At 64.8% G+C, this 16,197-nt stretch carries 10 protein-coding genes; 4 read left to right on the top strand and 6 right to left on the bottom strand.

The window, feature by feature from the left end:
- Positions 1–120: 120 nt before the first annotated feature.
- Positions 121–1,641: a phospholipase D-like domain-containing protein gene (locus NS365_RS06985; protein WP_082684482.1), complete on the top strand. Its 1,521-nt coding sequence runs from the start codon at positions 121–123 to the stop codon at positions 1,639–1,641.
- A 123-nt stretch (positions 1,642–1,764) separates the two neighbouring features.
- On the opposite strand, the gene NS365_RS06980 is transcribed toward NS365_RS06985, so the two are convergent.
- Positions 1,765–3,810, bottom strand: coding sequence for a WecB/TagA/CpsF family glycosyltransferase (locus NS365_RS06980; protein ID WP_058599563.1), 2,046 nt, complete (start codon positions 3,808–3,810; stop codon positions 1,765–1,767).
- Between the two features lie 159 nt (positions 3,811–3,969).
- On the opposite strand from NS365_RS06980, the gene NS365_RS06975 reads away from it, so the two are divergent.
- Positions 3,970–5,940 (top strand): acetoacetate--CoA ligase, encoded by a 1,971-nt coding sequence (locus NS365_RS06975; protein ID WP_058599562.1) that lies wholly within the window; start codon positions 3,970–3,972, stop codon positions 5,938–5,940.
- Positions 5,941–5,943: 3 nt separating this feature from the next.
- Here the strand turns inward: NS365_RS06975 and urtE are convergent, their stop codons facing one another.
- From urtE to urtA, 5 genes are all read right to left on the bottom strand, one after another.
- Complete coding sequence (gene urtE / locus NS365_RS06970; protein WP_058599561.1) at positions 5,944–6,636, bottom strand: urea ABC transporter ATP-binding subunit UrtE; 693 nt, start codon at positions 6,634–6,636, stop codon at positions 5,944–5,946.
- Positions 6,637–6,638: 2 nt separating this feature from the next.
- Entirely contained in the window at positions 6,639–7,478 is an 840-nt protein-coding gene (urtD, locus tag NS365_RS06965) for an urea ABC transporter ATP-binding protein UrtD (protein ID WP_244498389.1), read from the bottom strand.
- 5 nt (positions 7,479–7,483) lie between these two features.
- On the bottom strand, positions 7,484–8,641 hold the full coding sequence (gene urtC / locus NS365_RS06960) for an urea ABC transporter permease subunit UrtC (protein ID WP_058599560.1): 1,158 nt from the start codon (positions 8,639–8,641) through the stop codon (positions 7,484–7,486).
- Positions 8,638–10,293, bottom strand: coding sequence for an urea ABC transporter permease subunit UrtB (gene urtB, locus NS365_RS06955; RefSeq protein ID WP_153003685.1), 1,656 nt, complete (start codon positions 10,291–10,293; stop codon positions 8,638–8,640). Before urtB ends, urtC begins: the two co-directional genes overlap by 4 nt.
- Before the next feature lie 118 nt (positions 10,294–10,411).
- Positions 10,412–11,716 carry an urea ABC transporter substrate-binding protein gene (urtA, locus tag NS365_RS06950; protein ID WP_193753406.1) on the bottom strand — a complete coding sequence of 435 codons (1,305 nt, stop codon included), beginning with the start codon at positions 11,714–11,716 and terminating at the stop codon, positions 10,412–10,414.
- A gap of 158 nt (positions 11,717–11,874) precedes the next feature.
- Here urtA and NS365_RS06945 point away from each other — a divergent pair, with 158 nt between their 5' ends.
- Both NS365_RS06945 and NS365_RS06940 read left to right on the top strand, forming a co-directional pair.
- Positions 11,875–15,264, top strand: a complete 3,390-nt coding sequence (locus NS365_RS06945) for a hybrid sensor histidine kinase/response regulator (protein WP_058599559.1) — start codon at positions 11,875–11,877, stop codon at positions 15,262–15,264.
- The gene (locus NS365_RS06940) at positions 15,257–16,189 is read left to right on the top strand and encodes a response regulator transcription factor (protein ID WP_058599558.1); all 933 of its coding nucleotides are present in this window, start codon (positions 15,257–15,259) and stop codon (positions 16,187–16,189) included. Before NS365_RS06945 ends, NS365_RS06940 begins: the two co-directional genes overlap by 8 nt.
- The last annotated feature ends 8 nt before the right edge of the window (positions 16,190–16,197 follow it).

Genomic DNA, 16,197 nt, shown 5'->3' with positions numbered 1-16,197 from the left:
CCGCTTGCCCGAACGACAACGTGACGCATGTTCTCACGAACCCGTTAGGCGCCTGAGCGTCATAGGACTGCACATCGGGGAGCCTATGATCCCCAAAGCCTGGAAGCATCGAAGGACGCCATGCACGGTCGAGCCCCGGAAACGCCTGCCTCGCCCCCGGCCCTTTCAAGAGAGGCCGAGGTTTCGCCCTTTCGACCCCTCGAAAACTGCCTCTGTGTCGCCGAAGCCCATCGCGCCGCGCTGATCATCGATGCGGATGATTATTTCGCCCATGCGCGCGCGGCCATGTTGCGGGCCAAGCGGCGCATCGTGCTGATCGGCTGGGACTTCGACGCCCGCATTCGCCTCGGCCGATCCGCCGGGGATCGCGCACCTGAAAAGATCGGCGACTTCATCTATTGGCTGGTCGAGCAGAACCCGGCGTTGGAAGTCTTCCTTCTGCGCTGGGACCTGGGAGCTCTGAAGACGCTGACGCGCGGCTCGACCATGCTGACCGTCTTCAAGTGGATGGCCCATCACCGCATTCACACCAAGCTCGACAGCGTGCACCCGCCCGGCGCCTCCCATCATCAGAAGATCGTCGTCATCGACGAAAGCCTCGCCTTCTGCGGCGGCATCGACATGACCGAGGAACGCTGGGACACGCGCGCCCATATCCACCACGACCCCCGCCGTCTGCTGGTCAGCGGCAAACCGCACAAGCCATGGCACGATGCGACGACGGCCGTGGACGGGCCGATGGCTCTCGCCCTCGCGCAGGTCGCGCGCGATCGGTGGCACGATGCCGGCGGGCGACCGATGGAGCCGCTGGGCCGGGTCTACGATCCCTGGCCGGAGCGCTTGGTTCCTCATTTCGAGAATGTGAGAATGGCCGTATCGCGGTCGAGCCCGCCCAATCCGTCGCACGGGCCGATCCTCGAAATCGAGAACCTCTATCTCGAACAGATCGCCGCCGCGCGGCGGGTGATCTATGCCGAGAGCCAGTATTTCGCCTCGCGACGGATCGCGGAGGCCATTGCCAAACGCCTGGATGAGGAGGACGGCCCCGAGATCGTCCTGATCAATCCACTGTCCGCGCAAGGCTGGCTGGAACCGCTGGCGATGGATACGGCGCGCGCGCGATTGCACGAAGTGCTACGCCGGCATGACCGGCATGGACGGTTTCGCATCTACCACCCTTTCACCGAGGGCGGCGACCCGATCTATGTGCACGCCAAAATCCTGATCGTGGATGACCGCATCCTGCGCGTCGGTTCGTCCAACCTCAACAATCGCTCCATGCGCCTCGACACGGAATGCGACGTGACGGTTGATACCGCGCTTCCGGGCAATTTCGATAAGGCCTCAACGATCCGGGCGCTGCGGGACGATCTTCTGAGCGAGCATCTGAACAGATCGCAGAGCGAAGTCACGGCCGAGATCGAGCGAACCGGTTCGCTGATCGCCGCCATCGAAGCGTTACGTGATTCCGGCAAGTCTCTGCGCCCCTACGAGCCGCCAGAACTGACGTCGATCGAAGAATGGCTGGCCGACAACGAGGTGCTCGATCCCGAAGGACCGGACGAGATGTTCGAACCGTTCAGCAAGCGCGGGCTGTTTCGCCGGCTGCGCCCCGGCGGGAAATGGCGGCGGAAGGCCTAAAGAAAAAGCCCGCTCCGGGGAGGACGGAGCGGGCTCGAAACGTGCAACGATCTGGGAGGAAGTGTTGCCTGTTCAATAAACCAGCTTTGCTCGTGCAGGAGAAGCGCTGCCTGCACATAGCTCCTATGCAGCGTCTTCCGTGATCCGCGCCGGCGGCGCTTGCCGCGTCGACCGAATACGATCCGCCGCGTCCTTCGAGGTCCTATCGCTCGTCTGCGGCGACAACAGCCCGGACAAAGCGTTTCGAATATCGGTTTCGAAGGCCCGCTCGCGCGCCAGACGCCAGGCCGCGCCATCGCGCCCGTCCGGGCGCGGTGCTTGCAGCGTTTCCAGAATGGCGTTGACCATATCGGTCGCGCTATTGGCGAGGCGCAGATCCAGCGGCGGATCGTCGATGCCGCGCAGGGCAACCGTCGTCGCGACGGTGGGCACACCAAGCCCGAGGGTCTCGATCGTCTTGATCTGCACGCCCGATCCCGTGGTGCTGGGAATGACCACCACGGAGCACGACCGCAAGAACGCCCCGGCATCCGGCACAAATCCGGCGAAGCGAACGGAACCTGTCACGGTACCTGGCGGATGGAGCGATTTGCCGCCGACGACGACCTTCACATGAGCCGGCAAGCGGGGTGCGACGACCGTGAGAAACCAGTCAAGGCCTGCCCGATTGACGTCCCAGACCCAGCTTCCCAATAGACCGACATCGATCGTCGGCTCCGGCAGGGCCTCGGCCGACGAGAGGAAGGGTTGGCCGGGCAAGCCGAAACTGCGAGCCGGCGTCTGCGGCGACAGGCGGGCCAAAGCCGCCGCATCGTCTTCCGCCAGGGTCCAGACTTCGCGCACGCCCGCCATCGCCTGTCGCTCGACCGCCAGGAGCCGTTCGCCTTCGCGTCGATAGATCCGCGCTTTCAGACGATCGCGAAGACGGGGCTTCGCCACATCGGACAGGGCGTCGCCATGCCCCTCGTAGAGCTGATGCTCGACATTGTGGGCGATCAGAACGGTCGGCAGATCGGCAGGCAGAAGCGGAAGAAGCCAACTGGCCTGGGCATGATCGACCACAGCCAGATCCGCGGGCACGCTGCGCAAGCGCAGGCGCACGAAGCGGCGCATGGCGCGGGAAACGTATTTCTGCACGGAATAAGGACGCCTCGCCAGAAAGGCCGACGCCATCCAGGCCCCGCTGCGCACGGGACGACCCGCACTCTCGATCGGCCAGTCCACGGGCGACAGGAAACCGACCGGCAGGTCGTCCGCCTGTCCCTCCCGCCGATAAGCGATGACCTCAACGTCGCAGCCCGAGGCTTTGAGTCCGTCGATGAAGTTCATGGAGGCGATTTCACCGCCCGTCATCCGCTCGTGCGGCATGACGGTCGTGAGAAAAAGAACGCGTTTGGGCGACCCTGGCCGATCCGCCACCATGGGTCCCTCCTGACGCAGTCGCGCCCATTCCCGGCCGGCCAAGGCGAAGACGGCAGGCCCCCGCTGAAGATAGCGCGAGGCCATTCGCCGAGGGTCTTGCGCCAAACGGTGCAGCCATTCGAGCCCGGCCTTGCGAAAGATTTCGGGCGCGCGCTTCTGCCGCCCGGTGAGGAAATCGATGCTCGCCCCGACGCAAAGCGCCAACCCATGCACCCGCCCCGCCCGGCCGAGATCGCGCGCGAAGAACTCCTGCTTGGGAAAGGACAAGCAGACGAGCAGCAGGTCCCACCGCGTGCCTGCCGTGCGCGCCACCGTTTCCTTCCATTCCGGCGAGCCGATGGAGAGCCTTTGCGCCGATGGGATCAGCGTCAGAGACACCGAGGGAAAGCGCTGCTGGAGATCGCGGAAGGCGTCCGTATCGGGCCCGATCACGGCAATCCGCATCGCCGGAAAGAGCGGGCGTTCGAGCAGGTCCCGCGTCAGGTCGGAGCCGGGACAAGGCGTCAGGTGAAGACCCGACAGGCCAGCCAGTCGCGATAGGACGCGGCTGTCGCAAATCTGAAAGAGCGCACCATCATACACTTCGCGCAAGGCGGCGTCGCCACGATGATAGGAAACGACATGGTCCACATTGGGCGTGACGACATAGCCGAATCGCCCCCGCAGCGCCTCACGGAAGGCCGAGCGAACGCCGGTCAGATTCGCGTCGAGAAATCGCATCCCGAGGTAATCGATCGTCGATATCATCCGGTGGCCCTTCCGTATCGGAGCCAAGGTATGAGGACGGCCTTTAACAGGATGTTTCATTCCCAAGATCATCTGTGGACTTGGTTTACAGTGACTTCTTGACGCCTGAGCCCGCGTCATACTCCCATCGTTTCATCCCGTTTCAGCGAGGCCCGATCCATGGTCACTTCCCTTCCGCTCTGGAGCCCGTCAGCCGACCGCGCAGCCGCGTCCGGCATGGCGGCGTTTCGCGCGTTCTGCGAAAAGCGGTCGGGGTCGAGCTTTGCCGACACGCCGGCGCTGCATGACTGGTCGCTGGGACAACCAACCGCGTTCTGGGATGCCGTCTGGGATTTCTTCGGCGTCGTCGGCGAGAAGGGCTCGGTGCCGATCGAGAACGAAAGCGCCATGCCCGGCGCGCGCTTCCTGCCGGAAGCCAGGCTCAACTTCGCCGAAAACCTCCTGCGCAAGTTGGATGGAATCGATGGCGAGGCCGACGCCCTCATTTCCCTATGCGAAGACAAAAGCGAGCGCCGCTGGTCCTGGAACCGGTTGAGGGCCGAAGTCTCCCGCCTGCAACAGGCCATGGCCGCTGCCGGCATTGCGGCGGGAGACCGCGTGGCCGGTCTTTTGCCGAACATTCCCGAATCCATCGCGGCGATGCTGGCGGCCACCTCGCTCGGCGCCGTCTGGTGCTCCGCCTCCCCGGATTTCGGGCCGCGCGGTGTTCTGGATCGGTTCGGCCAGATCGAGCCCAAGCTGCTGCTGACCGTCGATGGCTATTGGTATGCAGGAAAGCGCATCGACCTGCGCGACAAGCTGGCCGAAGTGCTGCCGCAGCTTCCCTCGCTGGAAGGCGTCGTCGTCATTCCACTGACAGAGAACGGTCTCGATCTATCCGCGCTGCCGAAGGCGATCGGCTGGAATGCCTATATCGATAACTTCGCGCCGGACGAGCTGCGCTTCGAGCGTCTGCCGTTCGACCATCCGCTGTTCATTCTCTTTTCGTCGGGCACGACGGGCGCTCCCAAATGCATCATCCACCGCGCCGGCGGCGTTCTGCTTCAGCATCTGAAGGAGCACGGGCTGCATACGGACGTGAAGCCGGGAGACAGGCTCTTCTACTTCACGACGCTCGGGTGGATGATGTGGAACTGGCTCGTGTCGGGTCTGGCGCGCGGGGCGGCGCTGCTGCTCTTCGACGGCTCGCCCTTCCATCCTTCCCCCTCCGTGCTGTTCGACTATGCCGCGCGGGAGGGCATGACCCATTTCGGCACATCGGCCAAATATATCGACGCCCTGCGCAAATCCGGCGTGCGCCCTGCCGAGAGCCATGACCTGACGAAGCTTCGGGCCATGATGTCCACGGGCTCGCCGCTCAGCATCGAAGGCTTCCGCTTCGTTTACGAGGGCATCAAGACCGACCTGCATCTCGCCTCGATTTCGGGCGGAACGGATATCGTCTCCTGCTTCGTGCTCGGCGATCCGACGCGACCGGTCTGGCCCGGCGAGATCCAGGAGCCGGGGCTTGGCATGGCGGTCGAGGTCTGGACGGACGAGGGCAAGCCGGCTGCGGTGGGTGAAAAGGGCGAACTCGTCTGCACCCAACCCTTCCCGGTGATGCCGCTCGGCTTCTTCGCCGATGACAGCGGCGCGAAATATCGCGCCGCCTATTTCGAGCGCTTTCCCGGCGTCTGGTGCCATGGCGACTTCGCCGAGCGCACCGAGCATGGTGGGCTCGTGATCCACGGCCGCTCGGATGCGACGCTCAACCCCGGCGGCGTGCGGATCGGCACGGCCGAAATCTATGCGCAGGTGGAAACAATCCCCGAGATCAACGAGGCCATCTGCATCGGGCAGGAGCATGAAGGGGATGTGCGCGTCGTGCTCTTCGTCACGCTGCGCAACGGCGCACAGCTGGATGACGCGTTGCGAGACACGATCCGTCGGACGATCCGCGCGGGCGCGTCGCCCCGCCATGTTCCGGCCGTGATCGTGGAGGTCTCCGACATCCCGCGCACCAAAAGCGGCAAGATCGTGGAACTGGCCGTCCGCGATACGGTGCATGGCCGCGAGGTCAAAAACAAGGAGGCTCTGGCGAACCCCGAGGCTCTGGACCTCTATCGCGACCTGCCCGAAATCCGCGCCTGAGCGTCAGACGGTCAGATGCTTGCGCACGTCGGGGTCGTCCAGATCGGCCCCGACGCCCTCGAACACGATCTGCCCGCGGTCCATGATATAGACCTTATCGGCCAGTTCCCGGCAGAATTCGAGATATTGCTCGACCAAGAGAACGGCCATGCCCGCCTCCTTCAGGTAGCGGATGGCTCGGCCGATATCCTTGATGATCGAGGGCTGGATGCCCTCGGTCGGCTCGTCCAGCACGAGAAGGTTGGGGCGCGTCACCAAGGCCCGGCCGATGGCGAGTTGCTGCTGCTGGCCGCCCGACAGATCACCGCCGCGCCGTGAGAGCATGGATTTCAGGACCGGGAAGAGCTCGAACACATGATCGGGGATGGTGCGCTCACCGCGCTTCACCGGTGCGAAGCCAGTTTGGAGGTTTTCCTTGACGGAAAGCAGCGGAAAGACCTCTCGTCCCTGCGGCACGAAGCCGATGCCGCGACGCGCCCGCGTGTAGGGCGCTTCGCCTTTCAGATCGGAGCCATCCAGCGCGATCTGTCCGGAGCGGATCGCCTGCTGCCCGACGATGGCCCGCATGAGCGAGGTCTTGCCGACGCCGTTGCGGCCGAGGACGCAGGTGATCTCGCCTTTCTTGGCCTCGAGGGAAACGCCCCGCAGAGCCTGCGCCGCGCCGTAGTAGAGATCGACGTTCGAAACACTCAGCATGGTCAGCGCCCCAGATAGACTTCGATGACACGCGGATCGGCCGAGACCTGATCCAGCGGGCCTTCGGCGAGAACATGGCCTTCGTGCAGGCAGGTCACCTTCACGCCCAATGCGCGAACGAAGTGCATGTCGTGCTCGACCACGACGACGGAGCGCGTCTCGGCGATCTCGCGCAGCAGCTTGGCCGTTTCCTCGGTTTCGGCGTCGGTCATGCCCGCCACCGGCTCGTCCACCAGAAGAAGTTCGGGATCCTGCGCCAGCAGCATCCCGATTTCCAACCATTGCTTCTGCCCATGGCTGAGATCGGCCGCCGGCAGGTGCCGCTTGGCCGTCAGGCGAACGGTTTCGAGGATTGTATCGATCCGCTTGGAATCGCTTTCTGACCGTTTGTGAAACAGCGTCGAGAAGATGCCGCGCTGACCTGAGAGTGCGAGAACCAGATTGTCCTCCACCGTATGACTTTCGAAAACGGTGGGCTTCTGAAACTTGCGGCCAATGCCCATGGAGGCGATTTCCGCCTCGTCATGGCGCGTCAGGTCGGTGTTTCCGGCGAAGTAGACCTCCCCCGCGTCCGGCCGGGTCTTGCCAGTGATTATGTCCATCATGGTCGTCTTGCCGGCACCGTTCGGGCCGATGATCGCCCGCATTTCGCCGCGCGCGACCACCAGCGAGAGATCGTTGATCGCCTTGAAGCCGTCGAAACTCTTGGTCACGCCGTTGAGATAGAGAAGCGTTTCGCCGCGTGGCGGGCGGCCGGCAGCCTCTTTCTCGCGGGCCTCGGCCAGAAGCGTCGCGTAAGGATGGGGGGAAATGCGCGCCGGGGTCGCGTTCGTCATGCTCATGAGGGTCACTCCGCCGGGCTAGGATTGGTGGCAGCGTCCGAAGAGACGCCCTTCTCGGCACGGGCCGCGCGGCGGCGCTCGGACAGGGCGCGCCAGCCGTGGTCGATAGTGCCGACGATGCCGCGCGGCAGGAAGAGCGTGACGACCACGAAGAGCGAGCCGAGGACGAAAAGCCAGCTTTCGGGCGCGGCGGCGGTGAAATAGCTCTTGCCGCCATTGACCAGCAGCGCGCCGAGCACCGGCCCGAGGATCGTGCCGCGCCCGCCGACCGCCGTCCAGACCACGACCTCGATCGAGTTGAGCGGCGCGAACTCGCCAGGGTTGATGATGCCGACCTGCGGCACGTAAAGCGCTCCGGCCACACCCGCCATGACGGCCGACAGCGTGAAGGCGAAGAGCTTCACATGCTCGGCCCGCCAGCCCAGGAACCGCGTGCGGCTTTCCGCGTCGCGCACCGCCACCATCAGAAGCCCGAGCTTGGAGCGCGTCACGGCCGAAACCATCAGGACGAAGAGCGCGAGCACGATTGCCGTCGCGGCGAAGAGCGCGGCGCGGGTCGAGCCGGCCTGGATGGAGAAGCCGAGAATATCCTTGAAATCGGTCAGGCCGTTATTGCCGCCAAAGCCCATATCGTTCCGAAAGAAGGCGAGCAGCAGCGCATAGGTCAGGGCCTGCGTGATGATCGAGAGATAGACGCCGGTGACGCGCGAGCGGAAGGCAAAAAAGCCGAACAGGAAGGCTAGGAGCCCCGGCACGAGCAGCACCATGAGCGCGGCGAACCAGAACTGATCGAACCCCTGCCAGAACCAGGGCAGTTCCTTGTAGTTCAGGAAGACCATGAAATCGGGAAGCACCGGATTGGCGTAAACGCCCCGGCTACCGATCTGGCGCATCAGATACATGCCCATCGCATAGCCGCCGAGCGCGAAGAACGCGCCATGGCCGAGCGAGAGAATGCCGACATAGCCCCAGACGAGATCGAGGCTGAGCGCCAGGATGGCGTAGGACAGATACTTGCCGAGAAGGGGTACGAGATGGTCCGGTACGCGCAAGGGATGGCCGATTTCGAGCGCGAGGTTCGAGAGGGGCACGAGCACGGCGACGAGAACGAGAAGTCCGGCGAGCCAGAGGGCACGAGGCCCCAGAAAGCGAGCGGTGATCATGCGTCGACGAACCTTCCCTTGAGGGCGAAGAGGCCGCGCGGGCGCTTCTGAATGAAGAGGATGATGAGGACGAGCACGACGATCTTGCCGAGCACCGCGCCGGCATAGGGCTCAAGGAACTTGTTGACGATGCCCAGACTCATGGCGCCGACCAGCGTGCCCCAGAGATTGCCGACGCCGCCGAAGACCACGACCATGAAACTGTCGATGATGTAGCCTTGGCCCAAGTCGGGCGACACATTGTCGATCTGGCTGAGCGCGACGCCGGCCATGCCGGCGATGCCGGAGCCGAGCGCGAAGGTCATGGCGTCCACCATCGGCGTGCGGATGCCCATGGCGGCGGCCATGCGCCGGTTCTGTGTGACGGCGCGCATCTTGAGGCCGGCCGAGGTGCGGTTCAGCGCGAAGAGCAGCGCGGCGAAGACGGCGAGCGCGAAGACGATGATCCAGAGCCGGTTCCAGGTAACGGCCATGAGACCGACATCGAAGGAGCCGGACATCCAAGAGGGATTGGACACCTCGCGATTGGTCGGGCCGAAGATCGTACGAACCGCCTGCTGGAGGATCAGCGACACGCCGAAGGTTGCGAGCAGGGTTTCGAGCGGACGCCCATAGAGGAAGCGGATGATGCCGCGCTCCATGACGAAGCCGACGAAACCGGCGACGAGAAAGGCGAGCGGCAGGGCGAGCGCGAGGCTCCAGTCCAGCCATTGCGGCGCATGGAGGCGGAGTGTCTGCTGCACGACGAAGGTCGTGTAGGCGCCGATCATCACCATCTCGCCATGCGCCATGTTGATGACGCCCATGACCCCGAAGGTAATGGCGAGGCCGATCGCCGCCAGAAGCAGAACCGAGCCGAGCGAAAGCCCGTACCAGATGTTTTGCGCCTGCCCCCAAAGCGCGATCGTCTGCGCGATCGAGGCGGCGCCCGCACTGGCCGCCTTGGCGACAGCCGGATCAGGATCGGCGACAAACCCCGACAGGACGTTCTGCGCGGCGCGATCCCCGCGCGCAGCGACGAGTTGCGCGGCCTCGCGCCGCTCCTCGGAAGGGCGGTCGGAGCGCAGCACGGCCACCGCCCTCGCCTCGGCAAAGCGCGCGCGTATCGCCGGATCGGTTTCCTTGGCGATGGCAGAGTCCAGCACGGCCAGCTGATCGGGCGAGGCCTTATCGAACAGGCTGACGGCGGCGGCCATGCGCTCGGCCGGGTCGCTGGAGCCGAGCGTCAGCCCGCCCTTCAACTCCGCCACGAGCGCGCGAATGGAATTCTTGACGCGAACCTTTTCCAGGCTCGCCTTCGGCGCATCGCCCAGCGACGCGCCGGTCAGCGGGTCGGAGGTGGCAAAGGAGGTTCCCTTGCCGCTCGCGATCACGACGCGGTTGTCGGTCTTGGAGTAGTAGAGATCGCCGGAGGCTAGCGCGTCCAGCGTGGTCGACACGCGGGGATCACCCGTCGCGGCCAGCGCGCGCACATTGGCTTCGGTCTCCTCGAAGCTCTTCTTGCCCGCAAAGCCGGCGATGATGGAAGCGGGGTCCGCCCCTTGCGCAAGCGAGGGGCCGGCTGTTGCAAGAGCGAGGCCCAGAAGGAACGCAAGGCCGAAAGCCAGCGCCTCCCAAGTACCCGCCCATCGGGCGCGAAGCGTCTTCAACATGGAAAAGCCTGTTTGGGGAGGGCCGAGACACCGGCCGATCAGACGAGAAAACGGCCCGCCCGCAGCGGGGGGCCGTTTTGCCAAGGTCATCCGCCTGATATCGGCGGACGCGTGGGGCTTAGTTCGAGGCGGCCTTGGCGTCGGCGCCGCCGCACTTGCCGGTCTTCGTATTGAAGTTGCCGCAGCTCATGGGCTTGCGCCAGTCGGCGATCAGCGGCGCCGATTCCGGCAGGTAATCCGACCATGCATCGCCAAGCACGAGGCCGGGCGTCTGATCGACGATCTCGAACTGGCCATCGGCCTGGATTTCGCCGATCAGGACGGGCTTGGTGATGTGGTGGTTCGCGCCCATCGAGGAATAGCCGCCCGACAGATTGGGCACCGCGACGCCGACCATCGCGTCGATTACCTTGTCTGGATCGGTCGTGCCGGCGGCCTCGACGGCCTTCACCCACATGTTGAAGCCGATATAGCTGGCTTCCATCGGGTCGTTCGTCACGCGCTTGGGGTCCTTGGTGAACTCCTTCCACTTCGCGATGAACTCTTCGTTCGCGGGCGTATCGACCGATTCGAAGTAGTTCCAAGCCGCGAGATGGCCGACGAGCGGCGCGGTGTCGATGCCGGCGAGTTCCTCTTCGCCCACCGAGAAGGCCATGACCGGCGTCGTCTCGGCCGAGACACCCTGGTTCGCCAGTTCCTTGTAGAAGGGCACGTTGGCGTCGCCGTTCACGGTCGAGACCACGGCGGTCTTCTTGCCGGAGCCGCTGAAGTCCTTGATGGCGGAGACTTCGGTCTGCCAATCGGAGAAGCCGAAGGGCGTGTAGTTCACCTTGATGTCCTCGGCCGCGACGCCCTTGGACTTCAGATAGGCTTCGAGGATCTTGTTCGTGGTGCGTGGATAGACATAGTCCGTGCCCTCCAGAACCCAGCGCTGCACGCCTTCCTTCATCAGGTAGTCGACGGCGGGGATCGCCTGCTGGTTGGGAGCAGCGCCGGTATAGAAGACGTTACGCTCGGACTCTTCGCCTTCGTACTGCACGGGGTAGAAGAGGATCGAGTTCAGTTCCTTGAAGACCGGCAGAACCGACTTGCGCGACACGGAGGTCCAGCAGCCGAAGGTCGCGGCGACCTTGTCCTGCGCGATCAGCTGCCGAGCCTTCTCGGCAAAAAGCGGCCAGTCGGACGCGGGGTCCACCACAACGGCTTCGAGCTTCTTGCCGAGAAGACCGCCCTTCTTGTTCTGCTCGTCGATGAGCATGAGCATGGCGTCTTTCAGCGTCGTTTCTGAAATTGCCATCGTGCCGGACAGGGAGTGGAGAATGCCGACCTTGATCGTATCCTCGGCGGCACGGGCGCTGAGGCCCGAGAGCATGGTGGCGGCGTAAGCGCCCAAGAGCCAGCCGGCCTTTCGGGAAAGTCGCATGGAAGGTCCCCTCAAATTCGTCGCGGCTCTCATTGCCGCCGTGGGGGACCATCGGCGGAATGGTGAAGAGCGGGTATACGTCAAATGACGTACCCCCTCGCCGTGCGATCCGGCTATGGAGAAGCCGCGCCCTCCTGGCGCTGATCAGGACGTTCGACATGACGGGACGCCAGCGGATCCTTCCGGTGCGCCGCGACTATAATCGCTGGGTCGCCAACCAGACGCTTGAAGACTATGCGCTGCGCTTCACCGCCAAGCGCGCCCGGCGCTGGAGCGCGCCGCAAGTGTCGCAGACGGCGATCGGCGCGATCTCCTTTCTGGCGCTGGAGGCCGTGGGCGGCGCGATCACCCTCTCCTTCGGCTTCTCGAACGCGGCGCTGGCTATTCTCGTCGTCGGCCTCCTTCTGCTGGTGACCGGCCTGCCCATCAGCCTCTATGCCGCGCGCTATGGGGTGGACATCGACCTTCTAACGCGCGGCGCGGGCTTCGGCTATATCGGCTCGACCGTCACATCGCTAATCTACGCGACCTTCACCTTCATCCTGTTCGCGGTGGAAGCGTCGATCATGACGGCGGCGCTGGAACTCGCCTTCGGCCTGCCGCTCTGGCTCGGCTATATCATCTCGGCCGTCGCGGTCGTGCCCCTCGTGACCCACGGCGTCACCTGGATCAGCCGGTTCCAGTTGGCCACGCAACCGCTGTGGATCGGTCTCAACATTCTGCCGGTCGGCTTCATCCTTTGGCACGATTGGGGCTCGGTCGAAGCGTGGCTGCATTTCCCCGGTCTGAACGCCGGGGAGATGGATGGCCTGTCGCTGGTGAAGTTCGGCGCGGCGGCCTCGGTCATTCTGGCGCTCATGCCGCAGATCGGCGAGCAGGTGGACATCCTCCGCTTTCTCCCCAAGCCCAAGACGACATCCTGGCGCGACCCGGCGACGCGATCCTGGTGGCTGGCGCTTTTGTCGGCCGGGCCGGGCTGGATCGTGCTCGGTGCGCCCAAGCTCCTGTTCGGCTCCTTCCTCGCTGTTCTCGCGCTGCGGGCCGGCGTGCCGGCCGAACACGCAGCCGAGCCTGCGCATATGTACGACGTCGCCTTCGGCTACGTGCTGCCGAGTCCGGTGGCAGCGGCGTTCCTCACGGCGGCCTTCGTCGTGGTCTCGCAGCTGAAGATCAACGTGATGAACGCCTATGCGGGGTCGCTCGCATGGTCGAACTTCTTCTCGCGCCTCACCCATAGCCATCCCGGCCGCGTCGTCTGGCTCGTCTTCAACGTCGCCATCGCGCTCCTCCTGATGGAACTCGGCATCTATGAGGCGCTGGAGGTGACGTTCGGCCTCTTCGCCAATGTCGCCGTTGCCTGGCTCGGCGCGATCACCGCCGATCTCGCCATCAACAAGCCGCTCGGCCTTTCGCCTGAGGGCATCGAGTTCAAGCGCGCGCATCTCTACGACCTGAACCCGGTGGGCTTGGGTTCGATGGGTCTGGCGACGCTGGTGGCGCTTCTGGCCTTCGGCGGCGTGTTCGGGGAGACGGCGCAGGCGTTGTCGGCCTTCGTGGCGCTGGGTGTCGCCCTCATCACCGCGCCCATCATCGCATTTGCCACGGGCGGACGGTTCTATCTCGCCCGCAAGCCGCGCGCCGAGTGGCAGAGGCGAACGGAGATCACCTGCTCTATCTGCGAACACCCGTTCGAGCCCGAGGACATGGCCTATTGCCCGGCCTATGCCGCGCCGATCTGCTCGCTCTGCTGCTCGCTGGATGCGCGTTGCCACGATCTCTGCAAACCCAAGGCGCGTTTTTCCGCGCAGATGGCCTCGGCGGGCAAGGCCGCCCTGCCGGAGCGGTTGCGCCGCAGGATCGACGCCAAGGTCGGCCATTATATCGGCGGCCTCGCCCTTCTGGCGGGCGTCATTTCGGTCGTTCTGTCGCTGATCTACTATCAGGCAATCTTGGCCAGCCCCGACGATACGGACGTCATCGCGAAGGCACTTTGGGCGGCCTTCTTCGTGCTGATGATCGTGGCTGGTGTTTCCACATGGTTCTTCGTGCTGGCGCAGGAATCGCGGCGGGTGGCGCAGGAGGAATCGGCCCGCCAAACACAGCTGCTCCTGAAGGAAATCGAGGCGCATCGGCGCACCGACGCAGCCCTCCAAAAAGCCAAGGAAATGGCCGAAGCGGCGAGTCTGGCCAAGAGCCGGTATGTCGTCGGCATGAGCCATGAATTGCGCACGCCGCTCAACGCCGTCCTCGGCTATGCCCAGCTTCTGGAACAGGATATCGCCATTCCGCAGGCCAAGCTGGGCGGCATCAAGACGATTCGCCGCTCGGCCGAGCATCTGTCGGGCCTGATCGACGGGCTTCTGGATATCTCCAAGATCGAAACGGGGCGGCTTCAGCTCCAGCGCGGCGAGGTGCGCCTCGGCGATTTTCTGGCTCAGCTTGTTGACATGTTCCGCCTCCAGGCCAGCGCCAAGGGGCTGGAGTTTCGCTTCACACGGCCGGAGACGCTCCCCGAAGTGGTGCGGACCGACGAGAAGCGACTGCGCCAAATTCTCATCAATCTCCTCTCCAATGCCGTGAAATACACGGAAGCCGGCAGCGTCGGCTTCGATGTCGCCTATCGCAGCCAGGTTGCCATCATCACCGTGTCCGACACGGGCCCTGGCATTCCACCGCTTGAGTTGGAGCGTATCTTCGAGCCGTTCGAGCGGGGCAGCGCCGCGCAGGGCAAGGCGCCGGGCCTCGGCCTGGGGCTCACCATCACGCGGCTTCTGGCCAATCTCATGGGCGGTGACATCAAGGTTTCCTCCACACCCGGCAAGGGAAGCCGGTTCGAAGTGCGGGTGATGCTCTCGGCCGTCGCCGCCACGCGTGAGGCGATCGTCCCTGTTTCCACCGACCCCGGCGCGCCGCTTGCGATTGAGGGCTATGCCGGCTCGCGCCGCACGGTCCTCGTGGTGGACGACGACGAAACACATCGCGATCTGATGGTCGAGGTTCTGCGCCCGCTCGGCTTCATCGTTCTGACAGCGCCCGACGGGCCTGCTGCCCTGGCTGTGACCGCCGAGATGCGGCCTGATCTCTTCCTTCTGGATGTCCAGATGCCCGGTATGAACGGATGGGAACTGACGAAAGCGCTGCGGGCCAGCGGCCAGACGGGACGCACGGTCATGCTCTCAGCCACCTTCGCCGAAGCGCCCCGCGCGGGCGAGAGCGGGTCGGACGCGGCGGCCCAATTGCCCAAACCCTTCGACCTGCGCCAACTCTTGGCGACGGTGCGCGATGTGCTCGGACTGGAATGGACGGGCGCGACCGCCAAGCCAGCCGCCGAGCCGGTGACCCAACCGCTCCGCTTTCCTCCGCCCGCCGACATCGCCGAACTTCTCCGCTTCTGCCGGATCGGCTATGCAAGGGGGATCGAACAGAAGCTGGCCGCTCTGGACGACGATCCGCAATATCGACCCTTCACACAGGCGATGAAGGTTCACCTCAGCGGATTCGATCTCAAGCGGCTGGCAGAGGCGCTGGAGACCGCGCGGGATGACTAGCAAGGCAACGTCCACGCTGGAGCGGGAGCGCGACATCGTTCTCGTCGTGGACGATTCGCCCGATACGCTGCGCATGCTGACGGACGCGATCGAGCTTGGCGGGGCAACCGTTCTCGTCGCGCTCGACGGCGCGCAGGCGCTCGGGATCGCGGAGGCCATCACGCCCGACATCGTTCTGATGGACGCCGTCATGCCGGGCATGGACGGGTTCGAGACGACGCGCCGCCTCAAGGCCGACGCCGCGCTGCGCCATGTGCCGGTGATTTTCATGACGGGGCTCGCGGAAACGGAACATGTCGTGCGTGGGCTGGAAGCGGGCGGTGTGGACTACGTCACCAAGCCCATCGTGCCGGACGAGCTTCTGGCGCGGATGCGCGTGCATCTTGCCAATGCGCGCGCGGCCCAGAACGCCCGCGCCGCGCTCGACACGGCCGGCCGGTTTCTTCTGGCTGTCGACGGCAACGGTCTCATTCTCTGGTCGACACCGCAGGCGACGCGGCTTCTGGCCGGAGTCCTCGCTGATAAGGATGGGCGGCCTGCCCTGCCCACCGCGCTGTGCGACTGGCTTCGTGCCGGTTCCCAACCGCCTCCGCCGCCAGGCGGCGAACTGATGTCGGAGGACGGAGTGCGCCTTCAACTCAGCCCGCTCGGAAAGGTGGGCGAGAACGAGCATCTCTTCCGCCTGACGGTGGACGATACGGCTGGCGAGGAAGCCCTGCTGCGCCGGCATTTCAATCTCACCGCCCGCGAGGCGGACGTGCTTCTTTGGCTGACACGCGGCAAATCCAACCGCGACATCGCCACCATCCTCGATCTCAGTCCGAGGACGGTGAACAAGCATCTGGAGGTCGTCTTCACCAAGCTCGGCGTCGAGAACCGGGCGACGGCGAGTTTTCTGGTGATGAAGACGCTGAGCGAGCGCTGACAGGCTGC

The organism is Aureimonas ureilytica (assembly GCF_001475935.1).
GTDB lineage: Bacteria > Pseudomonadota > Alphaproteobacteria > Rhizobiales > Rhizobiaceae > Aureimonas > Aureimonas ureilytica_A.
This window is presented reverse-complemented; position numbering and strand designations above follow the sequence as displayed.

What these genes read in the sequence shown, in the direction of transcription:
- NS365_RS06975 (WP_058599562.1), top strand. Translation starts at nt 3,970, where the DNA reads ATGGTCACTTCCCTTCCGCTCTGGAGCCCGTCAGCCGACCGCGCAGCC.
- urtA (WP_193753406.1), bottom strand. Translation starts at nt 11,716, where the DNA reads ATGCGACTTTCCCGAAAGGCCGGCTGGCTCTTGGGCGCTTACGCCGCC.
- NS365_RS06945 (WP_058599559.1), top strand. Translation starts at nt 11,875, where the DNA reads ATGACGGGACGCCAGCGGATCCTTCCGGTGCGCCGCGACTATAATCGC.
- NS365_RS06985 (WP_082684482.1), top strand. Translation starts at nt 121, where the DNA reads ATGCACGGTCGAGCCCCGGAAACGCCTGCCTCGCCCCCGGCCCTTTCA.
- NS365_RS06980 (WP_058599563.1), bottom strand. Translation starts at nt 3,810, where the DNA reads ATGATATCGACGATCGATTACCTCGGGATGCGATTTCTCGACGCGAAT.
- urtE (WP_058599561.1), bottom strand. Translation starts at nt 6,636, where the DNA reads ATGCTGAGTGTTTCGAACGTCGATCTCTACTACGGCGCGGCGCAGGCT.
- urtD (WP_244498389.1), bottom strand. Translation starts at nt 7,478, where the DNA reads ATGAGCATGACGAACGCGACCCCGGCGCGCATTTCCCCCCATCCTTAC.
- urtB (WP_153003685.1), bottom strand. Translation starts at nt 10,293, where the DNA reads ATGTTGAAGACGCTTCGCGCCCGATGGGCGGGTACTTGGGAGGCGCTG.
- NS365_RS06940 (WP_058599558.1), top strand. Translation starts at nt 15,257, where the DNA reads ATGACTAGCAAGGCAACGTCCACGCTGGAGCGGGAGCGCGACATCGTT.
- urtC (WP_058599560.1), bottom strand. Translation starts at nt 8,641, where the DNA reads ATGATCACCGCTCGCTTTCTGGGGCCTCGTGCCCTCTGGCTCGCCGGA.